This is a genomic window from Moryella indoligenes, from assembly GCF_030812885.1.
Classification (GTDB): Bacteria; Bacillota; Clostridia; order Lachnospirales; family Lachnospiraceae; genus Moryella; species Moryella indoligenes.
Genome location: NZ_JAUSTO010000006.1, coordinates 1 through 22,247, shown reverse-complemented (window position 1 = coordinate 22,247; position 22,247 = coordinate 1). Strand labels below are relative to the sequence as shown.

Sequence of the window (22,247 nt, the reverse complement as noted above, 5' to 3'; positions counted from 1 at the left end):
TCCGCCGCCGGCGCACGCCTCGTCCCTGCTGCTGTAATCTCAAACTTCTGTGCTCTCCATATGTCCGTCCCTGTGCATGGAAAAGCTGTCCATCGGATAGTTTTTCAGATTCTCCAGAACCTTTCTGCCATCCGCCTTCTTTAAGAGCGTCTCTCTGGAGCGCTTCAGCTCGAGCTCCGTCTTATGCCGTGACGGGCCGCCCACACAGCCGCCCGGACAGGCCATACCCTCGATGAAATCCTCCGGGAGGCGTCCGCGTTTCAGAAGCATGAGCGCCTTCTTGCACTCCTCTCCTCCTGCGCAGCGCAGCAGCTTGATATCCTCAATATCCTCTCCCCGCTCCTGCATACATTCCAGCACTGCGTTTGCAACACCTCCGCTGGTGGCAAAGCGCTTTCCCCAGATCGAGGCCTCCTGATATTCCTCCTCAACCGGCTCCAGCTCCACATCCCTGGAGCGCAGCAGCGTGCTCAGCTCGCCGTAGGTCATAACGTAGTCCGCGTTATCCGGAACAGATTTATCTGCCGCCTCCGATTTCTTCGCGACACAGGGCCCGATAAAAACAGTGACGCAGCCTGGATGGGTCGTCTTCAGATAGCGCGACACCGCACACATCGGCGACACTGTCGTGGACATATTCTCCGCATACTGCTGCGGAAAGTGCTTTTTTAAGAGGTTAATGAAGGCCGGGCAGCAGGAGGTCGTCATCTTCTTCCCCTCCTTGCGGGCCTCGGACCACTCCAGTGCCTCGTAGGCCGCCGTCATATCGCCGCCGAGTCCCACCTCCACCATATCTGCAAAGCCAAGCTTCTTCAGTGCATGACGGATCGAGGGCATGCCGATCTTCTCTCCGAACTGTCCCTCTGTCGCCGGCGCACACATCGCGATAACCTCCTTGCCCTCGCGTATGGCATGGATAATATCGACCAGATAGCTCTTCGCACTGATCGCGCCGAAGGGACAGCTGTGAATGCAGCGCCCGCAGTCGATGCACTTCTCCTCATCAATTACGCAGAAGCCATACTCATCATAGGTAATTGCATCCACAGGACAGGCTCGCTTGCAGGGCCGCACCAGATGTACAATCGCCCCGTAGGGACAGTTCTGCGCACACATTCCGCACTCCTTACACTTCTTTGAGTCAATATGAGAGCGAAATTCCCCGATTGAAATCGCTCCGAAGTGGCAGGAGCTTAAGCAGGCCTTTCCGAGACAGAGACGACAGTTGTCCGTGACGGTATAGGTCGAGAGCGGACACTCGTCGCAGGCCGGCTTGATCACCTGCACCTCATTGTCCGAAGCCGGGTTATCAAGCAGATTCTCCGCACAGGCAAGGCGCACTCTGTGCCTCACAATCTCCCGCTCCTTATAGACACAGCAGCGCCCGATCTCCGGCTTCGGACCCGGAATTATTTTATAGACAAGCTCCTCCTTATGTTCCGCATCAAGCTGACCCTTCCACTCCAGACGACAGGTCTCCTCAATGATCTTATGTCTGGTCTGAATGAGGGCTTCATCACTGTTAATCATGGTTTCCTCCGCTCTGTAGGAGCAGCGCGCTCCCCCGGAAAGCGACCCTCGCTTTCAAGTTAATTTTATCACAATCTCTCAGCTCCGTCCACAGCCCGGCGCTCTGTACCCTGAAATGTACAAGAGCTGTGAATCAGCATTTTCTTAGCAGCAGAAGCAGCATTCTCTCCAGAAGCCAGGAGAGCAGCACCACTGTGAGGGTCCATGCGAAGAGCTCCGCGGTCTCCAGATAGATCTTCGCGCGGTACATGCCGTTCCCGATCGAGAGCAGAGGCTGTCCGATCACTTCCGCTGCCACTCCCGCCTTGAAGCTCATGCCGGCTGCGATGGAGAGCGCCCCCCGCAAAAAAGGTTTCAGCTGCGGGAGATACAGGGCAGAAATGCGGTCCCTCAGCCGCAGCTGGAAGAGCTCTGTGACCTCTATCAGCGTGTGCTCTGTGCTCATCAGTCCCGCGAGTGAATTGAGGTAGAGCACCGGAAAACTCACAACCGCACTGATCCAGAACGCCACGCCGCCGCTTCCGGACCAGATCAGAAGCAGAATTACAAAGCTCACAACCGGAATCGCCCGGATGGATGCCACAAAGGGACTCAAGATGATCCTGAGTCCCTGATTGCTGTAGGCAGCGGCGGCGAGCAATACGCCTAAAAGCCCTCCCGCCAGAAAGCCGCCGAGTATGCGAAGCAGTGAATGAAGCACAGAGCTCCAGTAAGCACTACTTCCAAAAAGCCGTAACAACGCCTCCGCTGTCTCCCGCGGCCCTGCCAGCAGGATTGTGTTGTTCACTGAGATTGAGATCAGCTGCCAGAGCAGCAGCCAGAGCAGCAGTGCCAAAACGCTCTGCCTCAGATTCATCCTCTCTCCCATCACTTCATATAGTAAAAGCTGTCCTCCGGAAGCGCGCCGCCCACAGCCTTCGGATTCTGCTGATAAAGTGCTTCCAGATAACCGGAGAGCGCAGTCTTCATCTCCTCGCCGCGAATGCAGACAATATTGCAGAGCGGCAATGCCTTCTCCGCGAGAGGCGCCTTCTCTATGATCCCATACTCTGCGACCAGTGCAGCCGTCCCCTGAACATCCTCTGCAGCCTTCGCAGCACTCTTCTCATGTTCCTTTAAAAAGAGCTCGATCTCCTCCGGGTGTTCCTTTAAATACTCATTTCTCACCACCGTGACCCCGGTAACCATACGGGAATCCCCCGGCAGACTGTCCCACTCATCCGTGAGCGAAAATGCCGTGTGCAGTGCCTCATTCTGGCTCACCGCGACTGTCGCAAAAGGCTGCGGAAGCACCGCGATCCGCATGGGATCTGCATTCAGCGTCGCAGCGATCTCAGTCGCCTCCGACTTGAACTCAACTGTGCAGTCCAGCACACTGTTCTCCTTCAGCAGTGTGTTCAGCACATATTCCGGTGTGGCGCCCTGCCCTGTGGTAATTACCATATTTTCAGAAAAATCTTTTACCGAGTGGATATTCTCATCTCCCGTGATGCAGTAGAGTACTCCCAGGGTATTGATATCGATCACAGAGACCGCTCCCTGCGTCTTATTGTAGAGCACTGCTGCCATATTTGCCGGAACCAGCGCGATATCTGTCTCTCCCCCCACAATCTTTGCGAGCAGCTCGTCCGGCTGCGTCGCCATGGAAAAGCTGTAAGCGCCCTCAGAGGCCCCGCTTTCACTCTCCTTCATGAGATTCACCAGCCCCATCGTAGTGGGGCCCTTCAGAGAGGATACTCGGAGCACGTCCCCTGCTGCAGCTTCCGCCTGACTCTCTGCCTGTACCTCGGCGCTTGTCTCTGCACTGCTCTCTGCCGCTTTCGTATCCGCAGTCGTCTCAGTCTTTCCTCCACAGGCAGCAAGGCTTAAAGAAAGCAGCACAGCGGCCGCCGCCGACAACATCATTTTTCTGATTTTCATCGCACATCTCCTCTTTCTAAGGCACTCTACGCCTGCCTTTTATCTTACACGAAAGCGAACCTGTCTTCAAGGGAGGAAACTTCAGTATCTCCCAATCGGGGGCTTTACGAAATCCGGCAGGGGACAGCTGTAATGCCCTCCGCTCCGCGCTCTGCACTCCCGCTTTGCTGCTTCTGCAGCCACCGGCTGCTCCAGATCTCTCCGCATCTCCTCGCGCGTGTGCGCATCATAGCTCGACAGAAATTTCTTTGCCAGCGCATAATCCGCTTCTGTCCACTCCGGCGCTCCCAGCTCTGCAAGACAACCCGATACAATAGAGGCCAGTACGGAATTCTGCCGGAAATCTGAAAAAGCCATGGTGAGCTCACAGCTCATTTCAATTTCTGTCATCAGAGCTGCCCCCTCCGCACATCTCCTGACACGGGCAAAAAGCTCCTTCAGCTCTGTGACATTACCGGCCCGCACTTCGTATTTGATCTTTGCGTAGGCGGGCACCACATTTGGCGCACTGCCTCCGGAATTTGCATAAGCATAGTGAATGAGCTGTCCGCCGACACCTCATTGAAGCTCGACGGATGCCAGGTATAGGCAAAATCCAGTGTGTCAAAGACGCCTGCCTGGGCCGAAAATGACTGAGCTTCAGGAAGGCGATCAGTGTGCCGAGCAGCACCACAATCACAGACAGCATCACAGTCCCGCCGAGTCCCTGAAGGTATACGAATGAATACTTCGCCCAGATTTTCGACATGTTTGCAAGCATTGGCTCTCCTCCTCTCTGGCTTATTCCTTAGTTGATTCCCAGCGTCTTTGCATAGTCCGAGTACTCCGCAATCCATTGATCAATCTGACCGCTCGTGCGCAGCTCCTCAATGCAGCGATTGATCACGGTGATGAGCTCCTTCTCGCTCCTTTTGAAGAATGTTGCTAATTCATTAACTTGCTATCATGGTGACGTAATTCAATATTACTAAAATTTATCTCCACAAATTCTTTTGCTTTTTGTAAGAAATACTTTCATTTTTCATCTTGTGATGAATGAACAGCAACTGTATACTATCTGTATTAATCATATTAATACAGTTGAATCAACAGGAGGGTTCATGTCGCAGTCAGCTCCTATCATTTCCGTCCGCGATCTGAAAAAGATCTACTATATCGGAACCAATCAGGTTCATGCACTGGACGGTATCTCCTTCGATATTCCGCGGGGTACCTTTCTGGCCATCGTAGGAACCTCGGGAAGCGGAAAATCGACCTGCCTCAATATGCTCGCAGGTCTGGAACCGCCGACCAGCGGAAGCATACGCATACTTGGAAAACGCATTGACAAAATGAACGAAAACCAGCTGGTGCGCTTTCGCCGGGATCACGTCGGCTTCATCTTTCAGAGCTACAATCTCATTGCCTCTATGAATGCCGCGGAGAATGTCGCCATGCCGCTGCTCTTTCGCGGTATTCCGGCAGAGAAACGCATCGCCACCGCAAGGCACTATATGGAGCGCATCGGCATACTGGATCAAGCGGAGCATATGCCCGGTCAGATGTCGGGAGGGCAGCAGCAGCGTGTCGGTATCGCCCGGGCGCTCGCCATCGACCCGGACATCATCTTTGCAGACGAGCCAACCGGAAATCTGGACTCCCACACGACAGCCGAGGTGCTGGATCTACTAAAACGCATTGTCACCGAACAGCAGAAAACGCTTGTCATGGTTACACATGATCAGAGCATCGCGGAACGGGCGGACATACAGATCCGCATTGTAGACGGAAAAATAACAGACAGGAAAGGATAATACCAATGAACCTCAAATTAAATGCAGTATTCGGGCGCATTCTAGCAGTGGAGCTTCTGCTCTCTCTCCTCTTTGTGCTGCTTCTGCCCCCGCATGCGGCCTATGCCTCCTATGTGAACACAAATCTGAACACCTACGTTCATGATGCCACAGAGCTGCAGGTCGGCTACCCTGGACAGGATATGAGCTTCAAGGTCCGCGTCGGCTACAACAACGTAAACGGGCTCAACAATCCGCAGACCGACCATATCACAAATGTCATTGTCCGTCTCTCGAACGACCAGAACTATCTCCGCCAGGAGGAGGATCCCGAACAGAAGACCTCCGGAAAGAATCCCTACAATAAAGAGGACGAGCCGGATCTCTACGAGGCGTGGAAGGAAGGACAGAAGAAGGGCATAGACCGCGCCTACGGCGGCAACCTGACCTACCCCATCGACAGCGGACGCTATCCCTTTGAGGTCAATGCCTCTACCTTTACGCAGGAGGCACGCTTTGAGCGCCTGCAGGTCGGTGAGTACCAGGAAGTCGTCTTCAACATCAAGGTCCGCGCAGATACCAAGGAAGACTATTATGGCATTCCGGTCTCCTTCTACTACAACGTCCCGCCGAATTCCTATCCGGACTATCGGGGACCGATGAAAATTGAGTATATCAATGTCTACATCAAGGGAAGCAAGGAGGTGGCAAACCCGGCTTCTCTCACGAATGACAAGGCCTTCGCAATCGGCGAGGGGCAGCAGACCCCCGCGGGCAATGCTCCCGCAGTCATGGAGTACGGCGTGAACTTCCGCAATCTCATGAGCGTTCCGCTCTATCAGGTGCGCATCCACCTGAACACTGCGCTCGCCGAAGGCACTGCCGTCCAGCAGACCGCACGCGCAAAATCCTCCGCAGCGACCGGCTTCCCCTTTGATATCAACGAATCCAACTATGACCGCAGCTTTGACGCAGTGCAGCCCGATGAGACCATCTCCGCCGCCTATTCCATGGGTATCATGCAGAACGCGGCGAGCGGTTTCTATCCCCTGAGCTATACCGTGAGCTATAAGCTCACCCCGGACGCTGCCGCCTCCTACGAAGAAAAATACACAAGCTATGTGCGCATCAGCAACCCCTCAATGAACGATGATTCCGATAAACTCGGTGAGTTCAACGCAAACGACAGAAAAAAAGCACGTCTCATTCTGGACAGCTTCCGCACAGAGCCTGAGCAGGTCTTCGCGGGCCAGCCCTTCACGCTCTACCTCACCATGAAGAACGCCTCCACAGATATCGGTGCGAGCAATATTCTCTTCTCCCTGGAATCAGAAAAGGTGGACAATTCTTCCGTCTTTTCCATGGAGTCCGGTTCCGGCTCCTTTGTTGTGAACTCGCTTAAGGCCAATGAGAGCACAGAGCTGAGTCTCACCATGGAAGCTGCTCCCGGGGTAAACCCGCGCTCCTACGTCATCACGATCAATGAGAAGTACGACTCCCCGGACTTCAAGAATGCCGAGGAGAAACTGACGGTTGATATTCCTGTAAACCAGCACTCGCGTCTCTCCGTCTCAAATTTTGAGCTGACGCCCGAGAGCATTGAAGTCGGCAGAGAGTCCAACATCATGTTCGGCATCAACAATACAGGCAAGGTCCTGCTGTACAACGTACAGGCGATCTTTGAGGATCCCTCAATCAAAAAGACCAGCGCCTATGTCGGAAACATCAAGCCCGGTGAGACGGGTAATGTCGACGTCATGCTGACTGGTGTCGCCCCGAGCACAGGGGATGGAACCATCCCGATTGTCATTCAATACGAGGATGTAAACGGAAACATCTCTTCCATGGAGCAGAGCTGTACCCTGACTGTGACGGAGCCTGTCCCGGAGGAACCTGTGGATATGGACGGCATGGATATGAACGTACCGTCCAGCTCCGGCCCGAAGAAGCTCCTGCCTCTGGCACTTGCCGTCATAGCCGCAGCTGCCGGCGCAGTATTTGCGATCAGACGCCGCCGGAAGAAAAAGGACGAGGAAAACAATACAGATGAGGATGCAGATGAAGGCAACGACTGAGGCACTGCAAGCGAGAAGAAAGGGAGGTGATCTGCAGTGAGACCTCTAGATCTCATACAGCTTGCGTTTCGCAATCTCCTGCGCCGGAAGACCCGCACTCTGCTCACTGTGCTGGGTGTCGTCATAGGAACTTCTTCCATCATAGTCATGATGAGTCTCGGACTCGGCATGAACCGGCGCATGGTAGAGATGTACTCCAATGCGGCCTCCCTCACGACTATCACTGTCTACCCCTTCCGTTCGGACGGAAGCACGGCAGATATCACGGACGAGCAGCTGGAAAAATTCAAAAAAATCCCGCATGTCACGGGCGGATCTCCGAAGCTCAGCGTAAGCCTCGAAGCAAAGTGCGGTGCTGCGATTGGCTCTGTCTCGCTCTGCGGTGTATCACAGGAATTTTTGAAACAGATCCCCCTGAAAAATGGCTCTGTCCCTCCGCCGGATGCACCGACACTCGGCGTGATCTATGGAAACATGGTCGGTGAAAACTTCTATATACCCTCAAAGAATCAGTCCTTTTACATGGGCTCAGGTGAGAGTCTCGTGGATCCGGAGAAGGATACGATCTTCTTCACCTTCCCGGAGGGCTATAAGCGCCCCTCTGACTCCTCCCAAGCCGAGGATGGTCAGACAAAGCCCCAGAAGAAATATCTGCTGGAAACCGCAGGCATCGTAGACGGAGGCGAGAGCGGTTACACAGACTACTCCTACGAAGCCTACTGCGATATAGACAGCTTTAAGAGCTTTCTCCGAAAAATCTACCGCAAAAACCTGGTTCCGAACCCGAAGACAAACCGCAAGGGGCGTCCGCTCAACTACTATGTCTATGACCAAGCCTATGTCTTTGTTGACGATATGAAAAATGTAAAAGAGGTTCAGCAGCGCATCAGTGATATGGGGTTCCAGGCCAACTCCATGATGCAGTGGCTGGAGCAGTCTCAGAAATCTATGGTACTGGTACAGGCAGTGCTGGGCGGCATCGGCGCGGTCTCCCTGCTCGTCGCAGCGATCGGCATCATCAACACCATGATGATGTCCATCTATGAGCGCACCCGTGAAATCGGTGTCATGAAGGTACTCGGCTGCGATATGACCGATATACGCAATCTCTTTCTTATGGAGTCCGGCTCAATCGGACTTCTGGGTGGATTTGTGGGTCTGATCGTCAGCCTTCTGCTCTCCCTGCTCATCAACTTCACAAGCAGTCACTCAGGCGGTGAGAATATGGGGATGATGATGCCGGGCAGCTCCGGTCTCTCTTATATTCCACTCTGGCTGTATCTCTTCGGACTGATCTTTGCCATTCTGATCGGTACCGCAGCAGGATATCTTCCCTCAAAGCGCGCCATGCGGCTCAGTCCGCTGGCTGCCCTCAGAAACGACTGACAAAGGAGGACGCAATGATATTCATAGACCAACGGGATCGAAGACCCATCTACGAGCAGATCGTGGACAAGCTCTCAGATCTCATGGCACGGGCCATCCTGAAACAGGACGATCCTCTGCCCTCCGTCCGCACCCTCGCGACGGAGCTCTCAATTAATCCGAACACCGTACAGCGCGCCTATATCGAGCTGGAACGTCAGGGCTATATCTACTCTGTCAAAGGGCGCGGAAGCTTTGTCTCAGATATGCAGAAAATCCAGGCAGGCAAACGGGAAGCCATCTTTCTGGAGCTCTTCGAGCTGGTAAGGAGGGCAAAAACTGCGGGAATACGGGAGAACGAATTCGTCTCATATTCGCAAAAACTTTACGAGGACGCTGCACATCATGGTACCCGCACAGACTCTGCGGCAGCAGCTGACATGGCAGGAGGTAAGCAATGATAACAGCCAGAGAACTCACCAAGCGCTTCGACGATATCACAGCCCTGGATCATATCAATGCGGAAATCCATGAAGGCAGTGTCTTTGGACTCATCGGTACAAACGGATCAGGAAAGAGTACCTTTTTAAAGACCGCTGCCGGTATACTGAAGCCGGACGAAGGCGAGTTGCTGCTCGACGGCGAAAATGTTTACTTAAATCCCTCTCTGCGGGAACGTTTCTTCTATATATCAGATGATCAGCACTTCTTCTCCAATGCAACGCCGGAGGATATGATGTATTTTTACCGAAGCTTCTATCCGAGCTTTGATACGCAGCGCTACCTGCAGCTCATGGACGGCTTTGCCCTCTCCGGAAAACGAAGAATCAACAGCTTCTCAAAGGGCATGAAGAAGCAGCTGTCTGTAATACTCGGCCTCTCGGCACGAACAAAGTACCTGTTCTGCGATGAGACCTTCGACGGACTGGATCCGGTCATGCGGCAGACCGTAAAGGGACTGTTCGCAAACGACATGGCAGAGCGGGGACTAACCCCGATTATTGCCTCCCACAATCTGCGCGAGCTGGAGGACATCTGCGACCACGTCGGGCTCCTGCACCGGGGCGGCATACTCTTCTCCCGTGATCTTGAGGAGATGAAACTGAATATTCACCGCCTGCAGTGTGTCCTGAAGGAGGGACTCACAAAAGAGGACTTAAAGGATCTGGATATTGTCCTCTCCGAGCAGCGCGGCAGTGTTCTGACCCTCACAGTGCGCGGCACAGAGGAGGAGATTCTTCTAAAGATGCGCGGCTATGAGACCATCTTCTTCGAGCTGGTTCCGCTGACACTTGAAGAGATCTTTATCAGTGAAACGGAGGTGAACGGCTATGACATTAAAAAGCTTATACTTTAATCTCACCAGAGAAAATCTGAAGCGGCGCGTCTGGTCGATCGCCCTCTCGCTTCTGGTATTCTTCTTCCTTTTTCCGGTAGCCTCTGCCCTGACTGCTGCAGTGGAACTGAATCCCGCAAATTTTGCCTACGGCATGGACCCGCAAACTGCACTGCTGATGGCCAGGGAGAAGCTCTACAACAGCTTTCTCGACTGGCACTCCGCAGAAAACAGTGCGATGAGCTTTTTTATGCTCTGCTTTTCTGTGGTCATGGCAAGCTCCGGCTTTTCCTACCTGCAGAGCATCAAACAAACAGATTTTTATCACAGTCTTCCCATCAGCAGAACTCTGCTGTTCTCTGTAGTAAATGTAAACAGCATCCTGATCACAGGCATCTCCTATCTGCTGATGGCCCTGCTCTCAGCTGCAATCACGCAGATTTATTCCGGATACAGCGGCTGTTTCTCCGCCGCCATGGCAGGATATATCATGCATATGGCATATTTTCTTCTGCTCTATGCAACCATGACAGTCTCTGTCATGCTGACCGGACATCTTCTGGTCTGCCTGCTCGGTTTCTCGGTACTAACTTTTTGGGGTCCCGCCGTCATTACCCTCTCGCAGTGGCTTCACGCCACCTGGCTGAACAGCTACTACGATAACTCCTCTCTCCTGCTCCCGGCAATCCAGCGCAGCTCTCCCTTCCTGTGGACGCTTGATATGACGGATACTCCGGCCGAAAGCCGCGCCGCCGTTGCTCTCGCTGCTGCGGTCATTCTGCTGCTGCTTGCACTGCTGCTGTATAAGAAGAGAAAATCTGAGTCCGCCGGTCACGCGATGGCCTTCCATATGACAGAAGCGCCGATACGCTGCCTGATTGTCATCCCCGCCGGTATATTCGGCGCAATGGTAGCTGTAACTGCGCTGCGCTCTGATCTTTTTGCGCTCTTTGGATTGCTCTGCGGCGCGATCATCACCCACTGCCTGATTGAGATTATCTATCACTTTGACTTTAAGAGACTCTTCTCTCATAAGCTGCAGCTGCTCTTCTGTACGCTGGCGTCGCTCGCGATCATAGCCGTATTTCGCTTCGATCTCATGGGATACGACAGCTATCTTCCCAAGGAGGATCAGGTCGAATCTGTCGGCGTGCTGAGCCAGACACTGGAACCAAACCTGTATCAGTATCAGAATGAAATCCAGCTGAACGGAAGCGGAAACGATCTCTACCCCGTCGTTGTGCGGAATCACAACGAGGAGGCTATTGTAACTTCTATGGCTCTTACGAATGCCGCTCCCGTACTGGAGCTTGCCAAACAGGGCATCCAGTACAACTTAAGCCTTCGGGACAAAAGGTATGCGGATCCTGTCTATTACAAGGAAGACAGTCTGCTGCCTGAGAGCGGCGGACCGCAGGATCTCCACGGTGAGGTTCTGATCTGCTGGCATCTGAAGAATGGGCGCAGGGTATTTCGCTACTACTACATGAATCTGAGCGCTGTCCGAAATTCCATGGATCAGGTGCTGGAGGACGAAAATTACAAAAAAGCCATATACCCCGTGCTCTCAGCTGCGGCGGCCGATATCTCCGGCATCAATTATGAGGATATTGACGGATGTGCGCACGTGCCGCTGTCGGACGAAAGCATGAAGGAGCAGCTCCTCACAAGCTACCAGAGAGAACTGATGGCGCTCAGCGCAGACACACAGCGACACGAGGATCCAATCGCCTGCATCCAGTTCAAGTCGCACGAATTTCAGGCAATGGCAGATGCCATTCGTGCAAAGGACGCTGACATAGATTCCTTCAACCGTGTGCAGTACTATCCTGTCTATCCCTCCTTCCAGGAGACTCTGGTCCTCCTCGAGCGCTGCGGTGTAAATCTTAATCCGCAGCTCAGCGTGGATGCTATCGCCTCCATCACACTGGAGGACAACCGCAGCGATGAAACAGTGGTTGAGTACGGACCCTCCGACACTCCGCAGGAGGCGGCGGACGCCGAGGCACCACGCGCGGCTGCCACCTCTGAGGATGAAGGTTTGGCAGACTCCGAGAGGAATGTAAGACCTAAAAATCTGATTGTTACGGATCCGGAACAGATTCAGGAGATACTGGACAGTGCTGCCCTCTGGTCTCTGAACTGCACAAACAATCTGAACTCTAAATTCGGCGCGATCAGTATACGCATTGAGCTGAAGCAGGAGAGCAAGGCGCTGCGCCCCTACGGAGAGGCGCTCGGCTATGAGCTGAGCTTCCGCAGCAGAGAGCTGCCCGGCTTCGTAAAGAAGTACTTCCACATTACCTCTGACGATATAAACAGCTACGGCAACAATCAGTACTGATAGAGCTTCCCTTTACAGCATACAAACAGCGAGTCAGAACTCTGTATCATGCACAGCCCCCGGATATTTGATTTCATTTTCAGTATGAAAATCGGGGACAGTTCACAGATCAGAAATCTGACTCGCTGTATTTGTCTCTTCTACATTTGATATGATGGCGCAGTACTGTCTCCCCTCACAGAAGCTTCAGCTCTCCCGCTCCCTCACAGTGTGCATCAATCCAGGCCACTGCAGCATCCAGTCCCTCGGCAGTATATGGGAAGTCCTGAAATTCCTTCTCCTCCTGCGTTTCGCTGAAGGCAAAGGGGCCGGGCCAGACGTAGGCGCGAAGACTGTGCACTTCCCGCTTATCAACCGGCGTCCAGTGTACATTTTCCAGCGGTTCTATACCCAATCTGTAGCAGACAGAGCGATAACTTCCGTAAAAAGCTTCTCCGTACTCATAATGCTCCAGACTGTAAAAAAAACTGCGATCAATGACCATAGTGTCTATCTGTACCCTCCCTCACTTTTGCGGTATACTTATGCTGCAATGAGCAACAAGGCAGGTTGTCGTAGTCTATTCATTATTCTGATGAGAAAGGAATCCGGCATGAAATCTATCCAGCTGTATCTGAGTCCGAATCAGGGTAAAAAACTGATCGCAGATGCTCTCGCTTCACGTGAGGATATCCTCGCTGCTGCGAGAGAACACACAGTCGTCGTTATCATGGGAACAACGAACAGCTATCTCGCTGAAGCCCTCTGCGAAAAGCTGGGACTGGAGGGCATCGATAAGGGAAGCTTCCACCGCGGCATTCTTCGGCCGGCAAGTCCGGCCATCAGAGCCGCCCAGAAATATGATCTCATCATTCGAAAGGGAGAACTGCTTCCTGAAAAAACCATCTTTGATATCTCCGACGAGCTGGGGCCGGACGACCTAATCTTTAAGGGTGCAAATGCAGTCCATCTTGAGACAGATACCGCCGGCATTCTCATAGGACACCCACAGGGAGGCACTATCATCCCGATTGAAGCTGCTGTCATCGGTAAGCGCGCGACGCTCATACATCCCGTCAGTGTTGAGAAGCGCGTGCCTCTTCCGATCGGTGAAATCGCCGACTTTGTAAATGCCCCTCAGGCTACAGGCCTGCGCATCTATCCCAGTACCGGAACCCCCTATACGGAACTGGATGCCTTTCCCGAACTCTTTGATGTTGATGCAGAGATCATGGCTGCGGGCGGTCTCTGCGGCTACGAGGGCGGCTGTCTCTACTATTGTGAGGGTGAGGACGCGGATATTGACACCCTCTCCGCTTACTCTGAGCAGCTGAAACAGCTTCCTGCGCTGGAGCTCTGAGCACTCGCGCACTGTTTCTTTCTCTGCAGATCAACCACACACATCTGCCATATCTGTTTCTATCCGCGCCCAATCAGTGAGCAATGCTGCTGCGGGCGCGGACAGACAAAAAACCAATCTTACAGGAGCTCCTCTTCCTCTGCCATCTCCATCTCTCCGTCCTCATCATCAGAAAGCATGAGCTCCGGTACAAGATAGTCGTAGGAGTGATGCTCCGGCACAGACATGACCTCCAGAATTTCCTCAATGTAGTCCGGCTCCGCTCCCTCGCAGAAGAAAATATCTGCAGCGGTCAGCTCCCGGAAGTCCTCCGGCTCTGCCTCCTCCGGAATTTCATCATAAAAAGCCCCGTCATCTCCCTCATAGCAAGCATAAATATCTACCAGCGGCAGCTGTTCCACATCGCGGCACGCGCCGCTCACAAGATCCTCACAGCTCTCCTCCCAGTCATCGCTCATCAGTCTGACACAGGCCGCCGCAGAGAGCTCTGAGGCGTAGCAGACATCTATTTCCGCCTCCTGCCCCAGGGACATTCCGATAGCTGCAATTATGAGCTCCCGCACCTCTCGATCTGCGAGCGCCCTTCCGAGTCCTTCCTCCGCCTCTGCAATCATAAAATCTCTTCTCGCATCTTCGAAGAAGATATTGGCCACGTCTACCTGTGCCTTTCTGTACAGACCATAGGGAATGAGCTTGGATACCATGGCATCCAGATCAATGCTTTTCTCTCCTCTCACTTCCTCTGCTAGCTCGGCACTTGCCTGTGAAAGATCAAATCTGCTCTCCATCATTCCTCCTTTATCTTCGGCAGTTTATCCTGCCAAGCTCCGTAATTACTGCATCCATACAAAGATCATGCTCCTCCATAGGGACTGCCTCTTCCATCACCCTGCTGCGAACCAGTATAGCCCGGAAGGCTGAGGTCTTTTCAAGATAGCGATCATAAAAACCTCCGCCGTAACCCAGCCGCTCGCCGCGCGCTGTACAGGTCACACAGGGAACCAGTACCAGTTGGAGTTCCTCCGGCTCTACAAGTGTACAGCTGGTCGGCGGTTCAAGTATCCCCATCATGCCCGGCTCCAGCACGGAGAGCGTATGGATCTCATAGGCGTTCATGACACCCCGTCCCACACAGCGGGGCACTGCCACGCGTTTTCCGTCCGCTAACATACGGGTGATAATCGGCTTTGTATCTATTTCCTGATCCATTCCAACATAACAGAACACGGTTCCGGCTGCGCGGTACTCCGGCATGTCCGTCACCTGACGGAGTATTCCGGCATCTGCCTCTGTACAATAGGTTTCAGGCAGCGCATGAATCCGCTCCAGCACCTCCTTCCGGAGCTTCTTCTTTTCTTCCTTCATCATAATAAACGCTTTCTCCTCATTCAATAGAGCACTCTTTTCTGTAAAGCAAACAGATGCGATTCATACAGCCCTTCCGCCGCATGAATCGCATCCAGTATAACATGAACCACTCTGTAAATCACAGCCCTTGCGAAGCTTATTTCCTCCATCTCCCCAATTCACAAAGCTTTACAGAAATCCAAAAAATCCCTTCTTTTTATACGGCTCCGCAGAAGCAGAAATATAGTGATAGCCTGTTTCGTTGATCAGCTGCTTCAGCAGCTCCGCATCTACGGCCCCCTCTGAAAGAAAGCTTGCTTCCCTTCTTCCATGCGAGGCGCTGACCTTCTTTGCGTCAGGAAATGCCTTTCTAATCGCATCGCACACATGTGCCTCACACATCCCGCAGGCCATGCCCTCTATTTTGATAATATTTTTAATCATATCTATCCGCTCCCATCCAAAGCCTGAATGTGAGGCTCAGGCAGCTCTCACTGCTTTATGCGGAAACGCTCCGGCACTTCCTGCATTTCCTCCGCCAGATGCGCACAATTTTTGCAGCCGCCCGCCGCGCAGCTGTGCCCCGCCTCAGCGCCTGCACTGCTCCCGCAAGATCCCCCACAGGCCTCACAGGAGCCATGGGACATGCTGTAGCGCAGCGCCAGCACAAAGAGAAGCAGCAGAAGCATAAAAACAAGGATTGTAGCTGTATTCATCATGAACTCTCCTTTTCAGCTCTGCACGCACCGCAGCTCTGACTCATGCCCTCGCATCGACGGCACTGATATTTGAGAGCTTCTCATACTTTGGTGCGGGTCTGAGGACAAAGAACATCACCATGAGCACCAGTGCAATGGCCACAGCTGTCCACAGGTTAAATCCATTTCCGCTTACAAACATTCCAATTTGATAGGTGCAGAGTGCCAGTCCGTATCCCACCCCCATCTGAAAGGCGAACGTAATCCATCCCCACTTGCTCTCTCCCATCTCTCGGAAGGCCGTCGCAATGGCCACAAGACAGGGCGCATCAAAAATATTGAAGAGCAGGAAACTCATACCAGCCAGCTTGCTTCCACCAAACATACGGAAGATTGCCGCTGCAACATCAACCTCCTCCTCACTGGCCGCATGTGCCAGCATACCGAGAGTCGCTGTGGCCTGCTCCTTTGCGAGCTCCGCAGTGACAGAAGCAACTGCTGCCTGCCAGCTTCCAAGTCCCAGAGGCGCAAAGAACACTGCCATGCCCTCGCCCAGATAACGCAGGATACTGGCATCCAGATCCCCGTCCAGATAATGCAAAGAAAAATCAAAGTTCATGAGGAACCAGAGAATCACACACACTGCGAAAATAATTGTACCGGCCTTGATAATGAAAGCCTTTGATCTCTCCCAGACATGAATCAGCACGCCCTTCGCAGAGGGAATGTGATAGGCCGGAAGCTCCATGACAAAGGGCGCCGGATCTCCTGCAAAGTAGTGCATCTTCTTCAGTGCGATACCACCAAGAATCACAATTGCGAGCCCAAGAAAATACATCCCCGGAGCTACAAACTGACTTCCCGGGAAGAAGACCAGGGTCATCATCGCAACGATCTCCATCTTCGCACCGCAGGGCAGGAAGGTCGAGAGGATAATCGTCATGCGGCGATCCTTCTCATTCTCGATTGTGCGGGACGCCATAATCGCCGGAACACCACAGCCCGTACCGATCAGCATCGGGATAAAGGACTTTCCGGAGAGACCAAATCTGCGGAACACGCGATCCATAATAAAGGCGACACGCGCCATATAGCCCGAGTCTTCAAGAATGGAGAGGCAGAGAAACAGCACCACCATCTGCGGCACGAAGCCAAGCACCGTACCAACTCCGCCAATAACGCCGTCCACAATCAGGCTCTGCAGCCATCCTGCCACACCGGCACTCTCCAGTGCCCCCGTGACAGCATTGGGAATCCAATCCCCAAAAAGAGTATCATTGGTCCAGTCTGTCATCGCGGTCCCTATTGTCGTGACAGATATGTAATAGACAAGCCACATGATAAAAGCAAAGATCGGAAGTGCCAGTACACGGTTCGTCACAATGCGATCTATCTTATCTGAAATAGTCAGCTCACCGCCCCGGCTCTTCTTTACCACAGAATCACCGACAACCTTCTGAATATAGAGATAACGCTGATTGGTGATAATGCTCTCCGCATCATCATCCATCTCCTTCTCGCAGTCCTGAATATGCTGCTCCAGATGTTCCTTCAGCTCTGCACCGAGCGCTATCTTCTCTATCGCCTTCTCATCGCGCTCAAAGATCTTGATTGCATACCAGCGCAGATTCACCGGATCCACTAGGGCTTGGATTGATTCCTCAATGTGTGCCAGCGCATGTTCAACACTGCCGGTGTAGGTATGTGGGAGTTTCGCATGGTTCTTCTGCTGCGCAACGGTAAGGCAGAGCTCTGCAGCCGCGGCGGTAGCCTCGCCCTTCAGCGCACTCATCTCTACAACCGGACATCCCAGTTCCTCACCGAGCTTCTGAAGATCAATTTTGTCACCATTCTTTTTAACAAGATCCATCATGTTGACTGCGAGCACCATGGGCAGTCCGATCTCAAGCAGCTGTGTGGTGAGGTAAAGATTTCGCTCGATATTGGTTCCGTCCACGATATTCAAAATCACATCCGGCTTATCCTCTACCAGATAATTCCGGGATACCAGTTCTTCCATGGTGTAGGGGCTCAGGGAGTATATACCGGGGAGATCCTGAATAATGACATCCTTATGTTTCTTCAGTCTTCCCTCTTTCTTCTCCACTGTGACACCAGGCCAGTTTCCCACATACTGAGAACTACCGGTCAAATCATTGAAAAGTGTTGTCTTTCCACAGTTTGGATTGCCTGCAAGTGCTATCTTGATTCTCATTTCTACCTCCGTATCACTCCATCTCCAGTATATCCGCGTCCTCTTTTCTAAGAGACAGCTCATAGCCACGCACTGTGATCTCCACCGGATCTCCCAGCGGAGCTACTTTACGGACATAAATCTGAATTCCCTTTGTAATCCCCATATCCATGATGCGGCGCTTCAGCGCACCGCTTCCGTGAATTTTAACCACCGTAGCAGTGCTTCCAACCGGAATATCTCTGAGTGTCTTCATCCTCTCTCCCCTCCTGACTCTGTCTGTTCAAATATACAGCGCCGCCGCTCACGCAGGCTGCACCATAATTTTCTCTGCCATCTGACTTGTAATCGCCAGCCTGGAATCCTTGATATTTACAATAATATTCCCCTGATGGGACGAAATCACCGTGACGCGACTGCCCGCAACAAAACCGAGATCCTCCAGATGCTTCTTTCCCTCTGCGTTTCCTCCGACTCTGATCACAGTCACAATATCTCCATTAGCGGATAATGAAAGCGGCAGCATGAATTCCTCCTGCTCTGCAAGCAACATTAACTTCCGTTACTTTGCGCAAAGTATTATTAGAACTTTCTAATTACGCATAAGAGTCTAGCCTTCGCAAACCAATTTGTCAATGGCCAATCTATATTTAATACAACAAACCCAGACCTGAGAACAGCTCTCAGGCCTGAGTGATCAGAAAAACTATTTTTTAATTCAGAACAAAAATCGAGGTTTTTCTATAAAAGAATGGAAGCACTCAGGCAAGTGCTGCACCAAGGCTTCTGCACTCCTCCAGCGCAGCATCATCCGGCGCCTCCTGGCACATCGCGCTCGGGCAGGCGAGAACCGCTCCATCCTCCTGGCAGCGCGCTTCCCAGTCGGTCATCCATGCACCGCCGCCCCAGCCCCAAGAGCCAAAGAGCGCAATCTTCTTCCCACTGAGAGAGCCCTCAACTGCTGTGAACATAGGCTCGAACTCCGTCTCCTCCAGAACCTCCGCTCCCATAGATGGGCAGCCAAATGCGATTGCGTCAAACTCTGCGACCATATCCGCCGTAAAATCGTTCGGCCCATAGACAGAGACATCCGCCCCCTGCTTTCTTGCACCTTCCTCGACAGCCTCTGCCATAGCCTGTGTGTTCCCGGTTCCGCTCCAAAATACCACTGCTACCTTACTCATAATGTTCTAATCCCTTTCTACTCTTTTCTTCTATATGATTCGGAGGCTTCCAGCGCTCCGCACATAGCTCTTTTACAGCTTTATTTCTGAACTTCTCTTCCGTTCTCTCTGCCGCTTCTGTCCGTCTGTACGATCAGCTGAGAGAGCGGACTTCCTCTTCGTACGCAATCCGCGTATACCCTTGTGCACTTCCTGTATTTCTGAAAGGTCTTCTCCGCTCGCTCTACATCGCCATATACCTTCCAGTAACCAATGCATTTGCAGCCGCGGCGTGAGTCGCGCATGAACCCCCGCACATCTTCCGGCGGATAGCCCAGAAAGAGACCGATCTCATGCGGAAATGTCTCCCGCTTCTTCATCTGCCGCTCCAGCTCTGCCACGCAGCGGTTGGTACTCCCGCAGGAATATCCCAGCTCGCGAAGTATCTCCTCCGCTTCCTTCTGTTCCAAATCACGCTTAAGATAATCCGGACGATACAGATAAATCAGAACAAAGCGCTCTGTGTAGCGAACCGGAATTGCCCGAAGCCCTTTAAGGGCAAGCGTTCTGTTCAGATCACGTATCTCCCGGTTTATCTCAGCCCTGTCACTGTATTCCACTGGAAACAGACTCCCTGTTTTCAGCCCGGCAAGCGTCGGCGAACAGCGCTCCACTATAAACTGATCTGACATATCAGGCGACATGCTCCGCCAGAATTTCCTTGAGTGAGGCCATAGAACTCGTGTGTGAGCGCACAACTCTTGTGGAATCCCCAGCATTGTTCAACGCATACTGAACCATCTTATGCGATACCGTGTGCGTAAAGAGAATCATGAGATCCGGCTTGCCAATTCTGTCCCGCATTCCTCCCTTAAACTTACAGAAAACCTTCGCCTTGCAGCCATGCTTTGAGCAGAGCTCGCAATACTGGCGCTCCATACATTCGTTTCCTCCGATTATCACTACGCTCATCGTGTTTACCTCCCGGTGTCGATCTGTGATGGTTAGCATTTTCTAACTATTTCAAGGTAAAAAATGCCTGAAGGAGTTTTGTCAGGCATAAACATAATTAGTTCAAACTAACAATATAAAGATACCACATTTCTGTGTTCTGTCAAGTCCTCAGAGAAGATATTTATAATAATCTATATCTAAAATAAAGTCCATAAGGTGCCTCAATTCCTTCGCCTCTCACTCATAAGAAAAGTTGCAGGACAAAGCATACAAAGCCTTTGCCTTGTCCTGAGCCTTTACATTCTACAGCCTTGAAGCGGAATTATAATCTGTTTCACTATTTACTTCAATTCCAGTTCTGTGTATTTGCTGAAAAAGGGACGTATTCTCTCTCTGATCACCGCGACTCCTCCAGCGCTCTCTGCCTCTATATTCATCGGCATCACCGGATCATGCAGAGACATTCTGAGCAGCAGCCACCCCTGCACCTCCTCATCTTGAAAAGCAATGCGAATCCCTTCATAATTAGGCTTGACAATATGGAAGCGGACATCCCGTTCCGCAAAGTTCCTGAAGGCATTCAGCACGTTTTCTCCATAGACTTTGAAATCTTCCGCCTTAATTTTAAAGCGAAGTTCAGCAGACTCCGCAGGCTGCCCAAGTCCTGCAATCAGACTGCTGATCTTTTTGTTCTCGCGCAGGAGCCGTGCCATGTGACAGATGATCTTCACCGCAATATAGGCCCCATCATCCGAAAAATGATTTTCACGAAATGCACCATGCCCCGAAGTCTCAATCGCAAGCTCACAGCACTCTCCACTGCGATTCAGCTCTATTCCCCGATCAATCACATTTTTATAGCCACGCTTGAAGCGCAGATGTTTAAGCCCCAGCCCATTCGTCAGAAAATCAGCGAGCTCATCAGAGGTGACAGAATCTGTAACAATCCAGGAACCCGGATGGTTCTCTGCAACAATAACGGCAAGCAATGCAATCAGAGTATTGCGATTCACCTCTGTCCCATCCTCAAACACCACTGCTGCGCGGTCACCATCACAGTCAAAAATAACCCCGAGATCCGCTCCCGCAGAGAGCACCATCTCTCTGGCGGCACGCATAGCCTCTCCATCCTCCGGATTTGGCACATGATTCGGGAAATGTCCGTCTGGTTCCAGATAAACACTGCCACTGATGTCCGCCCCCAGCGGCTTGAGAATCTCCGTTGCAAAGAAACCGGAGGCACCATTTCCAGCATCCACGACGATATGGAGCCCCGACAACGGGTGCAGGAAGTCCTCCGCCTGCACCTCCGCACAGATAATCTGCTTCATATGCGCGGCATAAATTGCTTTCATATCAAAAGTCTGCGCGGTAAATGCTCCGATCGGAAGTCGGGCCGCTGTCACCAGACAATCTGCATCTGCCTCTCCCCACCGCTCCGAAAGTTCCGCCGCAATCTGAAGAATTTCCTTAAGCTCTGTCGAAGAGAGCGCTCCGTTCTCTGTAAAAAACTTCATACCATTCCGATTGAATGGAAGATGGCTCGCAGTCAGCATGATCGCTCCATCAAAATGGCTTTCAGGAAGAAGTGTAGACTGAAACATCGCAGGGGTCGTAATCATCCCACAGTCAAAGACCTCTGATACAGACAGGCCATGAAAACACTCCTTTTTCATATCTCCTGCGGTAATTCGACTGTCGTGCCCCACCGCAATTCTAAGCTCAGAGCTCTCCTTGCCCAATTTGCACGCAAGAAAATCTGTAAACGCTCTTGCAATATACGCTGCCAGCTCAGGAGAGAAAGTACGTGCCTCCTTCTCCGTCTCGAGGACTACTCCACGCACATCATTTCCATTCTTTACTGCCTGAAAAAATCTCTCAAATTTCATTTTTCTTCCTCCGTCTGCATTCCTGAAGCTCTTATTTATCAGTATAATACAGCCCTTTCCCTTTTGCGACCCAAAAAGAAAGCCTAAAAAAAGTGACTGCTATCAAGCAATCACTTCCACTTTCTCACTTATAAAAAATATCACACCCTGAAAACCACACACAGAACATTTATCCCAATTCATCCGAAATCTAATCCCTGCTTCCGCAGTCTACCTTACATCTTCCGTTTCCTACCTCTACCTACTCGACCTTTTGGTTAAACCCTCGACCGATTAGTGACAGTCAGCTGAACGTATCGCTACGCTTACACCTCTGCCCTA

At 52.2% G+C, this 22,247-nt stretch carries 23 protein-coding genes; 7 read left to right on the top strand and 16 right to left on the bottom strand.

Annotation, left to right across the window (positions count from 1 at the left end; all coding sequences use genetic code 11):
- Positions 1 to 39 precede the first annotated feature (39 nt).
- From J2S20_RS05810 to J2S20_RS05795, 4 genes are all read right to left on the bottom strand, one after another.
- On the bottom strand, positions 40 to 1,530 hold the full coding sequence (locus tag J2S20_RS05810) for a 4Fe-4S dicluster domain-containing protein (RefSeq protein WP_106612668.1): 1,491 nt from the start codon (positions 1,528 to 1,530) through the stop codon (positions 40 to 42).
- A 133-nt stretch (positions 1,531 to 1,663) separates the two neighbouring features.
- On the bottom strand, positions 1,664 to 2,398 hold the full coding sequence (locus tag J2S20_RS05805) for an ABC transporter permease (protein WP_307254141.1): 735 nt from the start codon (positions 2,396 to 2,398) through the stop codon (positions 1,664 to 1,666).
- Positions 2,398 to 3,450 carry an ABC transporter substrate-binding protein gene (locus J2S20_RS05800; RefSeq protein WP_307254139.1) on the bottom strand — a complete coding sequence of 351 codons (1,053 nt, stop codon included), beginning with the start codon at positions 3,448 to 3,450 and terminating at the stop codon, positions 2,398 to 2,400. The genes J2S20_RS05805 and J2S20_RS05800 overlap by 1 nt, the downstream gene beginning before the upstream one ends.
- An 81-nt stretch (positions 3,451 to 3,531) precedes the next feature.
- Positions 3,532 to 3,840 (bottom strand): hypothetical protein, encoded by a 309-nt coding sequence (locus tag J2S20_RS05795; RefSeq protein WP_307254135.1) that lies wholly within the window; start codon positions 3,838 to 3,840, stop codon positions 3,532 to 3,534.
- Positions 3,841 to 4,550: 710 nt separating this feature from the next.
- On the opposite strand from J2S20_RS05795, the gene J2S20_RS05790 reads away from it, so the two are divergent.
- Genes J2S20_RS05790 through J2S20_RS05765 form a run of 6 tightly spaced genes read left to right on the top strand, consistent with a single transcriptional unit; the run spans position 4,551 to position 12,342 of the window.
- A complete protein-coding gene (locus tag J2S20_RS05790; protein WP_307254134.1) occupies positions 4,551 to 5,243 on the top strand; it encodes an ABC transporter ATP-binding protein in 693 nt (230 codons plus the stop codon).
- A 5-nt stretch (positions 5,244 to 5,248) separates the two neighbouring features.
- Complete coding sequence (locus J2S20_RS05785) at positions 5,249 to 7,297, top strand: COG1361 S-layer family protein (RefSeq protein ID WP_307254132.1); 2,049 nt, start codon at positions 5,249 to 5,251, stop codon at positions 7,295 to 7,297.
- A gap of 36 nt (positions 7,298 to 7,333) precedes the next feature.
- Positions 7,334 to 8,683 (top strand): ABC transporter permease, encoded by a 1,350-nt coding sequence (locus tag J2S20_RS05780; RefSeq protein WP_307254130.1) that lies wholly within the window; start codon positions 7,334 to 7,336, stop codon positions 8,681 to 8,683.
- A gap of 14 nt (positions 8,684 to 8,697) precedes the next feature.
- Positions 8,698 to 9,123, top strand: a complete 426-nt coding sequence (locus J2S20_RS05775; RefSeq protein ID WP_106612675.1) for a GntR family transcriptional regulator — start codon at positions 8,698 to 8,700, stop codon at positions 9,121 to 9,123.
- The gene (locus J2S20_RS05770) at positions 9,120 to 10,019 is read left to right on the top strand and encodes an ABC transporter ATP-binding protein (RefSeq protein WP_106612676.1); all 900 of its coding nucleotides are present in this window, start codon (positions 9,120 to 9,122) and stop codon (positions 10,017 to 10,019) included. Before J2S20_RS05775 ends, J2S20_RS05770 begins: the two co-directional genes overlap by 4 nt.
- A complete protein-coding gene (locus J2S20_RS05765) occupies positions 9,994 to 12,342 on the top strand; it encodes a DUF6449 domain-containing protein (protein WP_307254126.1) in 2,349 nt (782 codons plus the stop codon). The genes J2S20_RS05770 and J2S20_RS05765 overlap by 26 nt, the downstream gene beginning before the upstream one ends.
- Before the next feature lie 175 nt (positions 12,343 to 12,517).
- Here J2S20_RS05765 and J2S20_RS05760 read toward each other — a convergent pair whose 3' ends face one another.
- Positions 12,518 to 12,826, bottom strand: coding sequence for a hypothetical protein (locus tag J2S20_RS05760; RefSeq protein WP_106612678.1), 309 nt, complete (start codon positions 12,824 to 12,826; stop codon positions 12,518 to 12,520).
- A gap of 90 nt (positions 12,827 to 12,916) precedes the next feature.
- Between J2S20_RS05760 and J2S20_RS05755 the strand changes: the two genes are divergently transcribed.
- Entirely contained in the window at positions 12,917 to 13,681 is a 765-nt protein-coding gene (locus tag J2S20_RS05755; protein ID WP_307254123.1) for a hypothetical protein, read from the top strand.
- Between the two features lie 119 nt (positions 13,682 to 13,800).
- Here the strand turns inward: J2S20_RS05755 and J2S20_RS05750 are convergent, their stop codons facing one another.
- The 11 genes from J2S20_RS05750 to J2S20_RS05700 all read right to left on the bottom strand — a co-directional run bounded on the left by J2S20_RS05750 (position 13,801) and on the right by J2S20_RS05700 (position 21,926).
- Entirely contained in the window at positions 13,801 to 14,469 is a 669-nt protein-coding gene (locus J2S20_RS05750) for a hypothetical protein (protein ID WP_307254120.1), read from the bottom strand.
- A 10-nt stretch (positions 14,470 to 14,479) separates the two neighbouring features.
- The gene (locus tag J2S20_RS05745; protein WP_211292253.1) at positions 14,480 to 15,049 is read right to left on the bottom strand and encodes a 5-formyltetrahydrofolate cyclo-ligase; all 570 of its coding nucleotides are present in this window, start codon (positions 15,047 to 15,049) and stop codon (positions 14,480 to 14,482) included.
- A 168-nt stretch (positions 15,050 to 15,217) separates the two neighbouring features.
- Positions 15,218 to 15,472, bottom strand: coding sequence for a heavy-metal-associated domain-containing protein (locus tag J2S20_RS05740; RefSeq protein ID WP_106612681.1), 255 nt, complete (start codon positions 15,470 to 15,472; stop codon positions 15,218 to 15,220).
- A 47-nt stretch (positions 15,473 to 15,519) separates the two neighbouring features.
- Positions 15,520 to 15,744, bottom strand: coding sequence for a hypothetical protein (locus J2S20_RS05735; RefSeq protein ID WP_307254116.1), 225 nt, complete (start codon positions 15,742 to 15,744; stop codon positions 15,520 to 15,522).
- A gap of 43 nt (positions 15,745 to 15,787) precedes the next feature.
- Complete coding sequence (gene feoB, locus J2S20_RS05730) at positions 15,788 to 17,941, bottom strand: ferrous iron transport protein B (protein WP_307254114.1); 2,154 nt, start codon at positions 17,939 to 17,941, stop codon at positions 15,788 to 15,790.
- 13 nt (positions 17,942 to 17,954) lie between these two features.
- Positions 17,955 to 18,176, bottom strand: a complete 222-nt coding sequence (locus J2S20_RS05725; protein WP_307254111.1) for a FeoA family protein — start codon at positions 18,174 to 18,176, stop codon at positions 17,955 to 17,957.
- A gap of 48 nt (positions 18,177 to 18,224) precedes the next feature.
- Positions 18,225 to 18,446, bottom strand: coding sequence for a FeoA family protein (locus J2S20_RS05720; protein WP_307254109.1), 222 nt, complete (start codon positions 18,444 to 18,446; stop codon positions 18,225 to 18,227).
- 235 nt (positions 18,447 to 18,681) lie between these two features.
- A complete protein-coding gene (locus tag J2S20_RS05715; protein ID WP_106612685.1) occupies positions 18,682 to 19,104 on the bottom strand; it encodes a flavodoxin in 423 nt (140 codons plus the stop codon).
- Positions 19,105 to 19,184: 80 nt separating this feature from the next.
- Entirely contained in the window at positions 19,185 to 19,775 is a 591-nt protein-coding gene (locus J2S20_RS05710; RefSeq protein WP_106612686.1) for a DUF3793 family protein, read from the bottom strand.
- A gap of 1 nt (position 19,776) precedes the next feature.
- The gene (locus J2S20_RS05705) at positions 19,777 to 20,055 is read right to left on the bottom strand and encodes a DUF2325 domain-containing protein (protein ID WP_307254106.1); all 279 of its coding nucleotides are present in this window, start codon (positions 20,053 to 20,055) and stop codon (positions 19,777 to 19,779) included.
- Positions 20,056 to 20,378: 323 nt separating this feature from the next.
- On the bottom strand, positions 20,379 to 21,926 hold the full coding sequence (locus J2S20_RS05700; RefSeq protein WP_106612688.1) for a phosphohexomutase domain-containing protein: 1,548 nt from the start codon (positions 21,924 to 21,926) through the stop codon (positions 20,379 to 20,381).
- Positions 21,927 to 22,247 lie beyond the last annotated feature (321 nt).